Origin of the sequence: Phenylobacterium sp. (genome assembly GCF_030697925.1) — a bacterium.
Taxonomy (GTDB): Bacteria; Pseudomonadota; Alphaproteobacteria; order Caulobacterales; family Caulobacteraceae; genus Phenylobacterium.
On the sequence record NZ_JAUYOJ010000130.1, the window covers coordinates 1 to 15,188 of the forward strand.

General features: G+C 69.2%; 13 protein-coding genes. 9 read left to right on the forward strand and 4 right to left on the reverse strand.

Annotated elements, in window-relative coordinates:
* The 3 genes from Q8Q88_RS11895 to Q8Q88_RS11905 form a co-directional block, all read right to left on the reverse strand.
* On the reverse strand, nt 1–2,704 hold a 2,704-nt coding region (locus tag Q8Q88_RS11895; protein WP_305675401.1), incomplete at its 3' end, for an efflux RND transporter permease subunit.
* Nucleotides 2,701–3,813, reverse strand: a complete 1,113-nt coding sequence (locus Q8Q88_RS11900) for an efflux RND transporter periplasmic adaptor subunit (protein ID WP_305675402.1) — start codon at nt 3,811–3,813, stop codon at nt 2,701–2,703. The genes Q8Q88_RS11900 and Q8Q88_RS11895, both read right to left, overlap by 4 nt.
* Nucleotide 3,814: 1 nt before the next feature.
* Nucleotides 3,815–5,248, reverse strand: coding sequence for an efflux transporter outer membrane subunit (locus Q8Q88_RS11905; RefSeq protein ID WP_305675403.1), 1,434 nt, complete (start codon nt 5,246–5,248; stop codon nt 3,815–3,817).
* 336 nt (nt 5,249–5,584) lie between these two features.
* On the opposite strand from Q8Q88_RS11905, the gene Q8Q88_RS11910 reads away from it, so the two are divergent.
* Together Q8Q88_RS11910 and Q8Q88_RS11915 are read left to right on the forward strand one after the other, a co-directional pair.
* Nucleotides 5,585–7,234, forward strand: coding sequence for a M28 family metallopeptidase (locus Q8Q88_RS11910; RefSeq protein WP_305675404.1), 1,650 nt, complete (start codon nt 5,585–5,587; stop codon nt 7,232–7,234).
* 8 nt (nt 7,235–7,242) lie between these two features.
* On the forward strand, nt 7,243–8,046 hold the full coding sequence (locus Q8Q88_RS11915; RefSeq protein WP_305675405.1) for a DUF72 domain-containing protein: 804 nt from the start codon (nt 7,243–7,245) through the stop codon (nt 8,044–8,046).
* A gap of 223 nt (nt 8,047–8,269) precedes the next feature.
* Here Q8Q88_RS11915 and Q8Q88_RS11920 read toward each other — a convergent pair whose 3' ends face one another.
* Entirely contained in the window at nt 8,270–8,578 is a 309-nt protein-coding gene (locus Q8Q88_RS11920) for a hypothetical protein (RefSeq protein WP_305675406.1), read from the reverse strand.
* A gap of 252 nt (nt 8,579–8,830) precedes the next feature.
* Between Q8Q88_RS11920 and Q8Q88_RS11925 the strand changes: the two genes are divergently transcribed.
* The 7 genes from Q8Q88_RS11925 to map all read left to right on the forward strand — a co-directional run bounded on the left by Q8Q88_RS11925 (nt 8,831) and on the right by map (nt 15,108).
* A complete protein-coding gene (locus tag Q8Q88_RS11925) occupies nt 8,831–10,768 on the forward strand; it encodes a methyl-accepting chemotaxis protein (RefSeq protein ID WP_305675407.1) in 1,938 nt (645 codons plus the stop codon).
* Between the two features lie 127 nt (nt 10,769–10,895).
* Nucleotides 10,896–11,306: a hypothetical protein gene (locus Q8Q88_RS11930; protein ID WP_305675408.1), complete on the forward strand. Its 411-nt coding sequence runs from the start codon at nt 10,896–10,898 to the stop codon at nt 11,304–11,306.
* An 86-nt stretch (nt 11,307–11,392) separates the two neighbouring features.
* Complete coding sequence (locus Q8Q88_RS11935; RefSeq protein WP_305675409.1) at nt 11,393–12,022, forward strand: TetR/AcrR family transcriptional regulator; 630 nt, start codon at nt 11,393–11,395, stop codon at nt 12,020–12,022.
* A complete protein-coding gene (locus Q8Q88_RS11940) occupies nt 12,015–13,073 on the forward strand; it encodes an alpha/beta hydrolase (RefSeq protein ID WP_305675410.1) in 1,059 nt (352 codons plus the stop codon). The genes Q8Q88_RS11935 and Q8Q88_RS11940 overlap by 8 nt, the downstream gene beginning before the upstream one ends.
* Nucleotides 13,054–14,031 carry an NADPH:quinone oxidoreductase family protein gene (locus tag Q8Q88_RS11945; RefSeq protein ID WP_305675411.1) on the forward strand — a complete coding sequence of 326 codons (978 nt, stop codon included), beginning with the start codon at nt 13,054–13,056 and terminating at the stop codon, nt 14,029–14,031. The genes Q8Q88_RS11940 and Q8Q88_RS11945 overlap by 20 nt, the downstream gene beginning before the upstream one ends.
* Nucleotides 14,032–14,054: 23 nt before the next feature.
* Nucleotides 14,055–14,351 carry a 1-deoxy-D-xylulose-5-phosphate synthase gene (locus Q8Q88_RS11950; protein ID WP_305675412.1) on the forward strand — a complete coding sequence of 99 codons (297 nt, stop codon included), beginning with the start codon at nt 14,055–14,057 and terminating at the stop codon, nt 14,349–14,351.
* A gap of 10 nt (nt 14,352–14,361) precedes the next feature.
* Nucleotides 14,362–15,108, forward strand: coding sequence for a type I methionyl aminopeptidase (gene map / locus Q8Q88_RS11955; protein ID WP_305675413.1), 747 nt, complete (start codon nt 14,362–14,364; stop codon nt 15,106–15,108).
* Nucleotides 15,109–15,188 lie beyond the last annotated feature (80 nt).

A 15,188-nucleotide genomic window follows, 5' to 3' on the forward strand; every position in this document is an offset into this window, starting at 1 on the left:
GGCCGAAGAACGCCCCGCCCACCGCCAGCGGCAGGGCCGAGAGGATGACGATCGGCTTGAAGAACGACCGGAACAGCAGGACCAGCACGCCGTAGATCATCGCCACGCCGGAGAACACCGCCAGGCCGAAGGAGGCGAACAGCTCCTGCATGGCCTCCAGGTCGCCGGTCTCGGCCGGGGTCACGCCCCTGGGCAGGTTCTTCATGATCGGCAGTTGGTCCACGGCCTTGTTGGCCACGCCCATCTCCACGCCGTTGAGCTCGGCCTGGACGGTCTGCTGGCGCTTGCGGTTGAGCCGCTCGATCCGGGCGGGACCCGCCTGGAATTCCACGTCGGCCACCGCGTCCAGGGTGGTCATGCCGCCCGAGGCGGTGGGCAGGCGCAGGGCCTTGATCCGCTCGATGTCGGCGCGGGCCTCGGCGGGCAGGCGGATGCGGATCGGCAGCCGGCGTTCGCCATCGGTCAGCTTGGCCACATTGGCGTCGATGTCGCCGACCGTGGCGACACGGGCGGCCTGGGCGATGGCGTCCACCGAGACGCCCAGGCGGGCGGCCTCGTCGGCGCGGGGCCGGATGACCACCTCGGGTCCGACAGGCGGGGTGGCCGGGCGAGGATCGGCGATCACGTCCAGGGTCCGCATCTGGCGCTCCAGCTCGGTGGAGGCGGCCAGCAGGGCGTCGGGGTCGTCGCTGGTGAGGATCTTCTGCAGGCCGGCCGCCCCCTGGAAGTCCAGGAAGCTGACGCGGGCGTCGGGGATGGCCAGCAGCTCGGCGCGCATCTCCTTGCGCAGCGCCTCACCGGTGATGTCGCGCTTCTCGTTGAGCAGCACGGTGACGGTCCCCGAACGCAGGTCGCCGCCGCCGCCGCCCATGCTGCCGGGACCGGCCGAAGCCACGGTCGAGCCCATCTGGGCGAAGACCCCGATGACCTCGGGGCGCTGCTGGAACACCTGGTGGATCCGCGCGGCCACCTCTTCCATGTCCGCCGCCGTGGCGCCCGGCGGGCCCTGGACATTGACATAGACGTAGTCGGGATCGCCGGCCGGCTGGAAGCCTTGGGGTAGCAGGGTGGCCAGGAACAGGGAGCCCACGAACATCAGGCCGCCGGCGATGGAAGCGATGATCCGATGGTCCAGCGCCCATTCCAGGGCGTTGCGGTAGAAGCCCTCGAAGGGTTTGCGCGGGTGGGGGTGGGTCGCCGGCTTCATCAGGTAGGCGGCCATCAGCGGAGTCAGCAGCCGGGCGACCACCAGCGAGAACAGCACCGCCACCGAGACGGTGATCCCGAACTCGCGGAAGAACTGGCCGGCCATGCCCTTCATGAACGAGACCGGGGTGAACACCACGATGATGGCCATGGTGGTGGCCACCACCGCCAGGCCGATGGCGTCGGCGCCTTCCATGGCCGCCTGGAACGGGCGCATGCCCTGGGAGACCCGCTTCTCGATGTTCTCGATCTCGACGATGGCGTCGTCGACCAGGATGCCGACCACCAGGGTGAGCGCCAGCAGGGTCACCACGTTCAGCGAGAAGCCGAACAGCTGCATGAAGAAGAAGGTGGGGATCAGCGAGACCGGCATGGCGAAGGCGGTGATCGCCGTCGAGCGCCAGTCGCGCAGGAAGAACAGCACCACCAGGGCGGCCAGGAACATGCCTTCCAGCAGCACATGCTGGGTGGCGCGGAAGCTGGCGCGGGTCTCATCCACCGCCGAGAAGATCTTCGTGAAGGTGACCCCCTTGTGGGTGGTCTCCAGCTCTTTCAGCTTGGCCAGGACCTTGTCCTCGACCGCCACGTCGCTGGCGTCCTTGGTCTTCATGACCATGACGCCGACCACGGGCCGGCCGTTGAGGCGGGCGAAACCGCGCACCTCCGACGAGCCGTCGCCGACCTCGGCGATATCGGTCAGCTTCACAAAGCCGCCAGCGCCGGTGGGCACGGTGAACTCGCGCAGCAGGGCCAGGGTGTTGACCGATCCCAGCACCCTCAGGGTCTGCTCGCGCCCGCCCACCTGCACCCGGCCGCCGGGGGAATCCAGATCGGCGGCGCGCAGGGCGTTGTTGACCTGGCTGGCGGTCAGACCGCGGGCGTTCAGCTTGTCGGGGTCGAGAATGACGTTGATCTCGCGGGTCACCCCGCCGACCCGCGCCACCTGGGCCACGCCCTTCTCGCCCTGCAGGGCGCGGGCCAGGGTGTCGTCGACGAACCAGGACAGCTCCACGTCCGACATGGCCGGGGCGGCCACGGCGTAGGTCATGATCGGCAGGTTGTCGAACTCGACCCGGGCCACGGTGGGCTCGTCGATCTCGCGCGGCAGGACCGACCTGGCCTGGTCGATCCGCGACTGGACCTCGTCGGTCTTCTTCTGCAGGTCCTCGCCCAGCTCGAATTCGATATTGGTGCTGGAGACGCCTTGGGTGACGGTGGAATAGACGTTCTTGACGTTGGCCAGGCTGGCCACCGCGTCCTCAACGGGACGGGTGATCTGGGTCTCCATCTCGCCCGGCGCCGCGCCGTTCTGCGTCACGGTCACCGAGACCATGGGCAGGGAGACGTCGGGATACATCTTCACCGTCAGCCCGGCATAGGCGAACACCCCGGCCAGGACGAGGGCGGCGAACAGCACCGCCACCGGCACCGGATTCATGATCGCCCAGGCGGAGATGCGCATCCCGCCCGAGCCGTCGTGGGGATTGGGGGCGGTCATCGGGCCTTGCTCGCGGGCTTGGCGGCGGCGGCCTCAACGGGCTTGACCAGGTCGCCGTCCAGTAGGAAGGCCGCGGCGTTCTGCACGATCCGAGTGCCGGCTGGCGGCCCCTTGACCAGGGCGACCATGCCGCCGCCGCGCGCGCCGGTGGTGATGGCCACGCGCCTGACCTTGTTGGCGGCGTCCACCGTCATGACGCTAGCCCCGTCGGCGTCGTAGCGGATGGCGGTCTCGGGCGCCGAGAGGCCAGCGCCGACCGCATCGTCGAACTGGGCGCGGCCATAGCCGCCGGCGCGGATGTCGGAGCGGACCGGCAGCAGGATGCGCACGATCCCCAGCTTCGACTGGGTGTTCACCTGGGGCGAGACCAGCCGCACATGGCCGACGGCGCTCGCCCCCGACGGCAGAGTGACGGTGGCGCGCTGGCCGGGACGCACCCGGGCCAGGTCGTCCTCGGTCAGTTCGGCGGCGAGCTCGATCTGGCCGTCGCGGGCGATGCGGAACCAGGGGGTCCCGCCCCCGGCCGAGAGATCGCCCGGCCGCACCGTGCGTTCCAGCACCAGGCCGGAGACCGGGGCGGAGACGGCGAGCTTGCCGGCCCGGGTGGTGGCGTCGCGATAGGCGGCGGCCTGGGCGTTGGCGGTGGCGCGCGCGGCGCGGGCCTGGAAGCGGCGCTGGTCCAGCGCCTCGTCGGAGAGCACGCCCTGGCCGTCAAGGTCCTTGACGCGGGCGGCCTCGCGCTCGGCTTGCTCGGCCTGGACCGCGGCCTGGGCGGCCAGGGCCTTCTGCTGCTCGACCTGGGCGCTGATCAGGGCGCCGTCGAGCTGGGCCAGGGTCTGGCCGGCGCGCACATAGGCGCCCTCCTCGACCAGCACGCGGGCGACGCGATAGCCGGTGACCTCGGGGGCGACGGCGGCCTCCTCGCGGGGGATCAGGCTGCCCGAAGCTGTGAGCGCCCCGGTGATCGGACGGGCTTCGACGCGGACCACGCGCACGGCGCGGGCCTGGGCGGCCGGGTCCTTCTTCGGCGGCTCCTTCTTGCCGCAGGCGGCGAGGGCCAGGAGCGAGGCGGCGACCGTGACGGTCAGCAGGGCTTTGGATCTCGTCACGTTAGCGAGCCTTCTTGTTGTTGGGGGCGGACGCCAGGGGCCAGCCGCCGCCGAGCGCCTTGTAGGTCTGGACGGCGCGGCGCAGGGCCTGGACCTGGGCGCCGGTCTCTTGGGTCCGCACCGCGCGCCAGGACTGCTCGGCGCCGAGCGCGGTCTGAAGGTCGGTGAGGCCGGCGGCGTAGCCGCGGCGCGAGGCCTCGTAGGCTCGCTCGGCGCGGTCCTCGCCGGCGTCCAGCAGCTCGACCCGGCGGCGGTCGGAGGCCAACTGGACCATGGCGTTCTCGGCCTCGCCATAGGCGACCTGCACGGCCTTCTCGTAGGCGATGGCGGCCTGTTCGACCTTGGCGTTCTGCACCTTCAGCTCCGAGAGCAGGCGCGGGATGTCGAGCACCGGGACGGTGACATTGCCGCCGAGCGTCCAGCTCTGGATGGTGGCCGAATAGCCGGGCTGCTCGGTCTTCTGGACGCCGATCCCCGGCGCCAGCTTGAAGGTCGGCAGGAAGGCCAGCCGCGCATAGTCGCGCCGGCCGAGCGACGAGACCAGCATGGCCTCGGCCTGGCGCACGTCTGGCCGTCGGGTCAGTAGCTCTCCCGGCAGGCTGGCGGGAACCTCGGGGATCGCGCCCACCTGGGCGTCGACGGCCAGGTTCGTGGTGGGTTCGATCCCGCGTCCGACCAGGATCAGCAGGGTGCGGCGCTGAGCCTGCAGCTCGGCCTCCAGGCCGGCCGCCTGGGCCCGGGCCTGGGCGAGGTCGCCCGCCACCCGATCCTCGTCCGAGCGCGAGGCGATGCCCCGCTCGACGCGGGTCTGGGCGATCTGAGCCAGGCTCTCCTGGATGCGGACGGTCTCGCGGGCGTCGGCAAGCTGGATGGCCAGGCCGCGGGCCTGGAAATAGCTGTCGGCCACGCTGGCCGCGAGGCTGGCGCGGGTCCCCTCATAGTCGAGGCGGGCGGCGGCCATCTCGGCGTTGGCGGCCCGCCGCGCGGCGAACACCCGGCCGAACAGGTCGATCTCCCAGGTGACGTCGAAATTGGCCGATCGGCTCTCGCTCTCGCCGCTGGAGGAGAAGCCTGGGATGTTGACGACCGTGCCGGCGACCACCTCGTTCTCGGTCCTCGACGCCGCGCCGCGGATGTTGCCCTGGGGCAGGAAGGCGGTGAGCGCCCCGGAGCGCTGGGCGCGGGCCTCCTTCAGCCGCGCCGCGGCTGAGCGGGCGTCGGGGCTGGCGGCCAGGGCCTGATCGATCAGGCCCGTGAGCTGCGGATCCTCGAAGGCGGTCCACCAGGCGTCCAGCGCGACGACCCCGGCCGGTGGTCCGGCGGGCAGCTCGTAGGCGGCGGGCAGACGGGTGTCGACCTCGCGCGTCGAGGCGCAAGCCGCCAGCGCGAGGCAGGCCACGGCCACGGGGCCGGCTGCGAGAGAAGCTGGGCGCATCGTTCTTTTCGTCTACTGAGCCCGGGAATCGCCGGCCGGGAATTCCCGGCCTTGGGGAGGCGCGACCCAGGTCTGAGTATCGGCAGTTCTGTACATGGTACGACGTCGTGTCGATGGCAGGCCAGTCACATTAAAAAAGCTTAACAATATCCGGCCGGCTCTCGTAGCGTCAGCGACCTAGCGCATCGCGCGCCTTGGCGCACGCGCCTTTGGGGCCGCGAGCGCGGCGCGGCGGCCACACTTGCGACCCGAATGGAGGTGCAAAAGCGGCCTTCCGCCCTCGCATCGCCCGATCTAGGGTCCTGCGGCATTTCCAATCCCCCTTCTGAGTGATCCATGAAACAGTTTCTCCTCGCTGGCGCGTCGGCATGGGCGGTTTTCGCCGGACAGGCCCTGGCCGCCGATCTCGATCCCGCCAAGATCTCGGGCCATATCCAGGTCCTGGCCTCCGACGCCTTTGAGGGCCGCGGCCCCGCCACCGAGGGTGAGAAGAAGACCGTCGCCTACATCGCCGAACAGTTCAAAGCGGTGGGCCTGAAGCCGGGCGGCGACCTCAAGGACGGCCAGCGCGCCTGGACCCAGGACGTGCCCCTGGCCCGCTTCGAGACCAAGGGCCCGGTGACCGTGAGCGTCACCTCGGGCGGGGCGACCCAGAGCTGGACCCAGGGCGAGGAGATCGCCATCCGCGCCGCTCAGACCGGGGTCGACCATGTCAGCGTCAAGGACGCCCCGATCGTCTTCGTCGGCTACGGCGTCACCGCGCCGGAGCGCAAGTGGGACGACTTCAAGGGCGTCGACCTGAAGGGCAAGATCGCGCTGGTCCTGGTCAACGACCCCGACTTCGAGGGCGGCGAAGGCGACTTCGGCGGCAAGGCCATGACCTACTATGGCCGCTGGACCTACAAGTACGAGGAGGCCGCCCGCCAGGGCGCGATCGGCTTCCTGGTGATCCACGAGACCGCCGCCGCCTCCTACGGCTGGGCGACGGTGAAGAATTCCAACACCAACGTCATCTTCGACATCATCCGCGCCAAGCCCGCCGAGGCGCACGCCCCCGTCGAGGGTTGGGTCCAGCTCGACAAGACCAAGGCGTTGTTCCAAGCGGCCGGCCTCGACTTCGAGACCCTGAAGGCCCAGGCCAAGACCCGCGCCTTCAAGCCGGTGGTCCTGTCCGGGGCGACCATCTCCATCGACTACGCCGTCGACGCCCAGAAGATCGTCTCCAAGAACGTGGTCGGGATCATCCCTGGCGCGAAGCGGCCGGACGAGACCCTGATCTACTCCTCGCACTGGGATCACCTGGGGGTCGGCCTGCCCGACGCCAAGGGCGACAAGATCTACAACGGCGCCGTCGACAACGCCGACGGCATCGCCACCATGATCGAGATCGGCCGCGCCTTCGCCAAGGGTCCCAAGCCGGACCGCTCGGTGGTCTTCCTGGCGGTCACCGCCGAGGAGAAGGGCCTGCTCGGCTCGGAATACTACGCCGACGCGCCGCTCTATCCGCTGAGCACGACGGTGGCGAACATCAACATGGACGCCCTCTCGCCGGCTGGCCCCGCGAGGGACTTCGGCTCGTCGGGCAACGCGGCGTCGACCCTGCAGGACGACCTGATCGCCACGGGCAAGGCCAAGGGCCGCTACTACACCCCCGACCCGCGTCCGGAGGCCGGCAGCTTCTTCCGTTCCGACCACTTCTCCTTCGCCAAGCGCGGCGTTCCGGCCATCTCGTTCGGCTCGGGCCGGAACCTGGTCAATGGCGGCAAGGCGGCCGGGGACGCCTTCTCGAAGGCCTACACCGCCGACAAGTACCATCAGCCGGCGGACGAGATCGGCCCGGACTGGAACTTCGAGGGTCTGGTCCTGGACGGTGAACTGATGCTGGACCTGGGCCGCAAGCTCGCCAATTCGACCGAGTGGCCAGCCTGGAAAGAGGGCTCGGAATTCAAGCAAACCCGCGACGCCACGGCGTCCCAACGCAAGTGAGGCGCTAGATGGCTGGCAAGGGCCTGATCCGGGCCGGGATTGGAGGCTGGACCTTCGAACCCTGGCGGGGCGTGTTCTATCCCAAGGGGCTGAAACAGGCCGACGAGCTGAACTACGCCAGCCGTCACCTGACCACCCTGGAGATCAACTCCACCTACTATTCCAGCCAGAAACCCGAGACCTTCGCCAAGTGGGCGGCCTCCACTCCGGACGGCTTCGTCTTTTCGGTGAAGGCCTCGCGGTTCGCCACCAACCGCCGGGTCCTCGCCGAGGGCGCGGACTCCATGCAGAAGTTCCTGACCCAGGGGATCGTCGAGCTGGGCGACCGGCTGGGGCCGATCCTCTGGCAGTTCATGCCGACCAAGAAGTTCGACCCCGACGATTTCGCCGGCTTCCTCGATCTGCTGCCCAAGACCCAGGACGGCCTGAAGCTCCGCCACGTGGTCGAGGTGCGGCACGCCAGCTTCGCCGACCCGGCCTTCATCAAGCTGTGCCGCGACCGCGGCGTGGCGATCTGCGTCTCGGAGAACGAGAACTATCCGCTGATCCCCGACATCACGGCCGACTTCGTCTACGCCCGCCTGCTGAAGGGTTCCGACGACCTGCCGAACGGCTATCCCGAGGACGGCCTCGACGCCTGGGCCGAGCGGTTCACGGCCTATTCGAGCGGCCAGGTCCCCGGCGACCTGCCGCCCATCGACCGCACCGGCCCGCCGGAAGGTCCGCGCGAAGTGTTCGCCTACTTCATCCACGAGGGAAAGGTCCGCGCCCCGGCCGCGGCCCAGGCCCTGTTGTCGCGGGTCAACAAGTAGATTTTCCTCCCCCGTTTGACGGGGGAGGGGGACCGCCGATAGGCGGTGGAGGGGGCGGCCTCAGGCTCAGAGCCCGGTCTCGCCCCCTCCACCATCCTGGCAGATGGTCCCCCTCCCCCATTCGCTACGCGATGTGGGAGGAAGAGAACCTCCAAAACGCAAAACGCCTCCGGCTGAAGCCGGAGGCGTACTGGCAAGAATACAGAATTCTTGGTGGTGCGGTTTAGGCGCCGCCCGGGAAGCGCATCGGAACCTTCACGGTCCCGGTCTTGGTTCCCATCGGCAGGGCCTCGGCCACGCAGAGCGCCGCCTTATCGAAACCCTTACCCGCCTTGTTGTCTTCCAGCACCTTGCAGCCCGAAAGCTTGCCGGCGTCGGCCGTGCATTCGAGCATGACCATCGCCGCGTCACGCGTGTTCGCGTGCTTGGTCAGGCATTTGCTCATGCTGGCTTGGAAGTCAGCTGCGGATGACGCGCCGGCAAAAGCCAGGCAGAGAGCGACACCCCCCACGATCTTGATGAAATTTTTCATCGCCCCACTCCTTTCTAGATAACGGACGCATCCCCTCTATGCAGGATTCAGGTTAAAGGAATCTGAGTCGGCGAAGTGATTTGTAGTTAACACGAAGTAAAGACGCTGCGACGTTTTGGCGCTGATCTCGCTGGTCTTTATAGACCCGAGCGCGCGCAAGAGGCGCGAGAAACGGGGTTTCAGTGACGATTGGTTAGCAACCTCACGCCATGGTGTTCGAAATGCTAATCGTCCTTCTGGGGGATATCGGAAGTGAAGCGCCTTCGGCTTGTGGACTCGCCGCTGATCGTAAAGATCGGTTTCGCACCCGCCTTCGCCCTGGTGATGCTGGCCCTGATGGCTGGCGGCGCCGTGGTCATTCAACGCGGCCAGGCGGCCGACCTTGAGCAGGTGGTTCGCACCGACCTGCCCAACACTCTGAGGCTGCAGAAGGTCTCCGAGCGCATCACCGCCGTCCATGGCGAACTCTACTTCCTCCTGACCCATCAGGCCGCGGCGATCGACGTCGACAAGATCGAGGGCAAGAGCCAGGCTCTGCTCGCCGAGGTCGACGCGATCACCAAGGAAGTCCAGGCGATCCAGGCCAACGCGCCGGCCTCCCAGAAGAAGAACTTCGCCGATCTGGTGAAGGCCTTGAAACAGACCCGCGACGCGCTCGACGTCATCGCGGCCATGATCACCACCGACTTCGGCACGGCCGCCGGCTTCGCCGCGCCGTTCGAGGAAGAATACGGCAACATGACCGGCACCCTGAACAAGATCGTTCAGGCCGGCCAGGCCCAGACCGACGCCAACGCCAAGGCCAGCGAGGCCCGCGCCAAGACCGCCCAGACCATGACCCTGATCGCCGCCCTCGCCACCCTGCTGATCGCCGGGACCCTGGCCTGGGCGCTGACCACCATGCTGCGCAAGGACGTCAAGAAGATCGCCAGCGCCACCGAGGCGCTGGCTCGCGGCGACAACAGCATCGACCTGGCCGCCCTGGAGCGTAAGGACGAGCTGGGCGCCATCGTCTCGTCCCTGACCATCTTCCGCGACAACCAGCTGCACCTGGAGAAGCTGCGCCAGGAACACGAACAGACCGAGGCCGCGGCCGAGACCACGCGCCGCGAGAACGCCGAAGCCGCCGCGGCCATCGCCGAGGAACAGGCCATGGTGGTCAACTCCCTCGCCCAGGCCCTGGACAGCCTCGCCACCGGCGACCTGACCTATCGCCTGGACCGGGAGTTTCCCGGCGACTATCGCAAGCTGCGCGACGACTTCAACGCCGCCTCCGCCAAGCTGGAAGAGGCCATGCGCGCCATCGCCGGCGCCACCGCCTCCATCCAGTCCGGCGCGGGCGAAATCAGCCACTCGGCCGACGACCTGTCGCGCCGCACCGAACACCAGGCCGCCACGCTGGAACAGACCGCCGCGGCCCTGGATGAGATCACCGCCACGGTCAACAAGACCTCGGACGGCGCCAGCCACGGTCGCGAGGCCGTCGCCTCGGCCAAGACGGATGCGGAGGAAGGCGGCGTCGTCGTCAGCCGCGCCATCGAGGCCATGGGCCAGATCGAGGGTTCGGCCAAGCAGATCAGCCAGATCATCGGCGTCATCGATGAGATCGCCTTCCAGACCAACCTGCTCGCCCTGAACGCCGGGGTCGAAGCGGCCCGGGCCGGCGACGCCGGCAAGGGCTTCGCGGTCGTCGCCTCCGAAGTGCGGGCGCTCGCCCAGCGCTCGGCCGAAGCGGCCAAGGAGATCAAGGCGCTCATCTCGGCCTCGAGCCAGCAGGTCGCCGAAGGGGTGAACCTGGTCGGCGAGACCGGCAAGGCGCTGGAACGCATCGTCCGCCAGGTGGCCGAGATCTCCAACGTGGTCGGCGAGATCGCCGCCTCGGCCAAGGAAGAGGCCCTCGGCCTCGGCCAGGTGAACACCGCCGTCAACCAGATGGACCAGGTGACCCAGCAGAACGCCGCCATGGTGGAGGAATCCACCGCCGCCAGCCGCGTGCTCGCCGACGAAGCCCAGGAGCTGGCCCGCCTCGTGGCCCGCTTCAAGGTCAACGGCGGCGCGGCCGCTCCGGTCGCCCGCCACGCTCCGCCGCCCCAACGCTCCCACGCCCCGCCGCCGCGTCCGCAAAGCCGCGGGAACACGGCGCTGGCCTCCGCGCCGCACGCCGAGGACGACAGCTGGGAAGAGTTTTAGTACCCGAGGAAGAGTAGCGTTTTACGAGGGGTCGCCGAGAGGCGGCCCCTTTTTCTTTGACCGGGCCCAGCGCTCGGTCCGATCATGGTTAACCGGGTCTTAAGGCCGACCAGAAGAGGATGACGCCATGCGCCGCCTCCCCCTGCTCTTGAGCCTCGCCGTCCTGGCCGCCGGCCCGGCGAGCGCCCAGCAGGCCAAGCCCGCCGCCGAGCCGCAGTTCCAGGGCGGGCGGATCGTGGTTCCCTCCACGCCCGGATCGTTGGACGGCCTGGCCAAGGCGACCGCCGAGGCCCGCGGCGGGCTGGCGAAGACCGAGGCGCCCCAACCGTGGGCCTCCACCCCGGCTCCGCTGCCCCCCATGCTCGCCCCCCTGGCTCGGCCGGCCTCGGTCGATGGCGGAGCCTGCCGGCTATCCTGCGCGCGCAGCTACTATTTCTGCCTGTCAGGCGAGAGCGTCGACGAATGCCCGGCCGCCTGGGGCCAGTGCCGCGCCCGCTGCGACGCGCCCAGCCCGCTACCAGGCGTTCCGGCCGCCTAATCTCGCCTGGTGAGCGCAGGACGTTGGCGCCCGCGCCCGCGCATGACTAGAATGACGCGCGTCAGTTTTCTCCGAGTCAGTCTTACATGTCCGAAGTCGCCTATCTTCCCTCCGGCAAGCGCGAGCTCACCAAGGTCGCCAACCGCCAGGCCATCCTGGACGCCGCCCGTGAGGTGTTCGGCGAGCTGGGCTACGACACCGTCACGGTGCGCGACATCATCCGCCGCACCGGCTTGGCCGCGGGGACCTTCTACAACTACTTCAAGTCCAAGGAGGAGGTGTACGTCGCCCTCTCCGACGAGGGCGCGCGCCAGTTCGCGCCCATCCTGAAGGCCCATCGCGCCCAGTCGGCCAATTGGGAAGAGTTCGTCCACGCCGCCATCCAGGCCTATTTCCTGTTCCTGGCCGACGTGCACAAGAACTGGGAGGCCCAGCGCCCGCCCGGCGAGACTCACCCCCATGTCCACGGCGAGACCCCGGAAATGAAGGCGGTCTTCAACGAGGTGCGCGACGCCATCATCGAGGAGATCGCCCGCGGCGGCGCGCCGGCGGCCGATCCTGACTACCTGGCCGCCTCGTGCATCGCCGTCGCGCGCGAGGTCGGCGACAAGATGCTGTCGCGCCGTCCCGTGGACGTCAAAAGCGCCACCGAATTCGCCGTCGCCATGATCCAGGGGGGCCTGCGGGGCCTGCCCAAGGCCAAGCGCGATGGCTGACCAACGCGTTCAGCGTTTCCTGGTCCGCACCCTTCTGTCGCTGCCCTCGCCAATCCTACGGCTGATGGCCGGCGGCGGCGTTGTCTATGTCGGGGGTCGCACCCTCGATCCCCGGCTGCAGTTCCTGGCGGCCCAGGCTTCGCGCGGCCCGGCCATGACCAGCCTGTCGCCGGAAGAGGCGCGGCGCGCCAATACCCAGGGCCTGGTCGCGCTCAGCGGCGAACGCGAGCCCGGCGTCCGCGTCGAGCCCCTGTCGATTCCCGGACCGGCGGGGGTGCTGCCGGCCCGCGCCTATCGACCGGCAAGTCAGGACCCCAGCGTCCCGGTCATGGTCTTCGCCCATTTCGGCGGCGGGGTGATCGGCGACCTCGACACCTGCGACGCCTTCTGTTCGATCCTGGCCAAGGTGAGCCACGCCGCCGTTGTCTCTGTGGACTACCGCCTGGCGCCCGAACACCGCTTTCCTGCCGGCCTGGACGACGTGCTCGCCGCCTACCGTCACGTCCGCGACCATGCGCAGGACTTCGGCGCGCCGGCCGGCCACGCGGCCATCGGCGGCGATTCCATGGGCGGCAATTTCGCCGCCATCGTCTGCCAGGAGATGAAGCGCTCCGGGGAGCCGCAGCCGGCCCTGCAGCTGCTCATCTATCCCTGTGTGGACGTGGCCAGCGAGACCCAGTCCATGACCACCTACGGCGAGGCCTTCCCGCTCTCGTCGGCGATGATGGACTGGTTCATGGGCCACTATATGGGTCCCGACGCCGACCCGGCGGACCCGACCCTGTCGCCGCTGCGCGAGCCCGACGTCTCGGGCCTGGCGCCGGCCGTCATCGTCACCGCCGGCTTCGATCCCCTGGTCGACCAGGGCGAGGCCTACGCCAAGCGCTTGGCTGACGCGGGGTCGCCCGTGATCTACCGCTGCTACGACAGCCTGGCCCACGCCTTCACCGCCTTCACCGGCGCGGTCCCGGCCGCCGACACCGCCTGCCGCGAGATCGCCGGCCTGGTGCGGGAAGGCCTGGAGGGACGAATTGCGCGCGCTGGTCGTTGAGGAATTGAAGCCCGACTACGCCGGCTGCGTGGTCAGGGAGATCCCCACCCCCGATCCCGGCCCTGGCGAGGTGCGGATCAAGGTGCGCGCCGCCGCGGTCAACTTCCCCGACCTGATGCAGACGCGGGGCGAACACCAGCACAAGCCGCAGGTCCCCTTCATCCCCGGCATGGAGCTGGCGGGCGAGATCGACGCCCTGGGCGAGGGCGTCACCGGCTGGACGCTGGGCGACGCCGTGGTCGGCGGGGCGCGGATCGGCGGTTTCTCCGAATACGCCGTGGCCCCCGCCGGCGCCCTGCGCGCCAAGCCCCCGTCGCTCAGCTTCGGCCAGGCGGCGGGCTACGCGGTGGCCTATCTCACCGCCTATGTGGCCTTCGTCCGCCGCGCCCAGGTCGAGCCCGGCGAGTGGGTGCTGGTCCACGGCGCGGCCGGCGGAGTGGGCCTGGCCGCCGTCGACCTGGCCCGGCATCTCGGCTGCAAGGTCATCGCCGCCTCGGCCTCCGACGACAAGCTGGCGATCATCCAGCGGGAATACGCCCCCGACGCCGTCGTCAATGTCACCGGGGGCTTCCGCGAGCGGGTCAAGGAGATCACCGGCGGCCGCGGCGCCGACGTGATCTACGACCCCGTGGGCGGCGACGTCTTCGACGAGAGCATCCGCTGCATCGCCTTCAACGGCCGCATCCTCTCCATCGGCTTCACCTCGGGCCGCCTGCCGGTCATGCCGGTCAATATCGCCCTGATCAAAGGCATCTCGTTGATGGGCGTCCGCGCCGGCGAATACGGCCGGCAGCTCCCCGAGAAGGGGGCTGAGAACAACGCCGCCATCTGGGACCTCGCCCCGCACATGAAGCCCCGTGTCCACGACGAATACGCCCTCGACGACTGGCGCGCGGCCTTCGACACGCTCGCCAACCGCACCGTGGTTGGGAAGACGATCATCCGGCCGGATCTCTGATGTCCGTCCCAACGACCCGGATTATGTACATCGAGGACAAGTCGGACTCACTGAACGGCGCGGCGCGGATCGGACGTGTGGTCTTCTCGAAGAGCGGCCGGTCTCTAACCTATGATGGTCGCACGTTCCAAAGCCTCGATGGCCGTGGATTCAAGGCGAACTATTTCGACATCGAGACCCACGATCGGTTTTGGATTTCCGGCCCACGCCGCGACGGCCAGGACCGCCTATATGTGAGCGCACAGCCGGTGTTGATCGATGACGACGTCGCTGAAGAATACTGGACGATCATTCGCGGGCTGAACTGGCCGCGAGACTAGGGCGGTTGGAATGACCATCGAGAACGACGACGACCTGCAGGGGCTGAAGGCCGCTGGGCGACTGGTGGCGCGGACCCTGGAAGCCATGGGCAAGGCGCTGGAGCCGGGCATCACCACCCGCGAACTGGACCAGCTCGGCCGCGCCATGCTGGAGCGCGAGGGCGCCCGCTCGGCGCCGGAGATCACCTACGACTTCCCGGGCGCGACCTGCATCTCGGTCGCTCCCGACTGCGCCCACGGCATCCCCGACGATCGCAAGGTGGCGGCCGGCGATCTGATCAATATCGACGTCTCGGCCGCGCTCGGCGGCTATTTCGGCGACACGGGCGCCAGCTTCGCGGTGCCGCCGGTCACGCCCAAGATCGAGCGCCTGTGCCGTGACGGTCGCCGCGCCATGTGGAGCGGCATCCGCGCCGTGAAGTCCGGCGGGCGGATCAACGAGATCGGCAAGGCCATCGAGACCTTCGCCGACCGCAACGGCTACACCCTGGTCAGGAACCTCGCCAGCCACGGGGTCGGCCGCTCGCTGCACGACGATCCGGGCGAGATCCCCACCTGGTGGGAGCCGCGCGACACCCGCCGCATCCACGAGGGCCTGGTCTTCACCATCGAGCCCTTCCTGTCCCTGGGCGCCGACTGGGTGGAGGAAGGCGACGACGGCTGGACCCTGACCCCGCCCGGCCACCAGCCCACCGTCCAGTACGAACACACCCTGGTCGCCACGCGCAGCGGGCCGGTGATCCTGACGCTGGCCTGAAGGGCCAAGACGCCGTTCGATCTCCTCCTCTCCCCGCTCGAGGGGAGAGGGTAGGGTGAGGGGCTCGCAGCGCGGAGCGT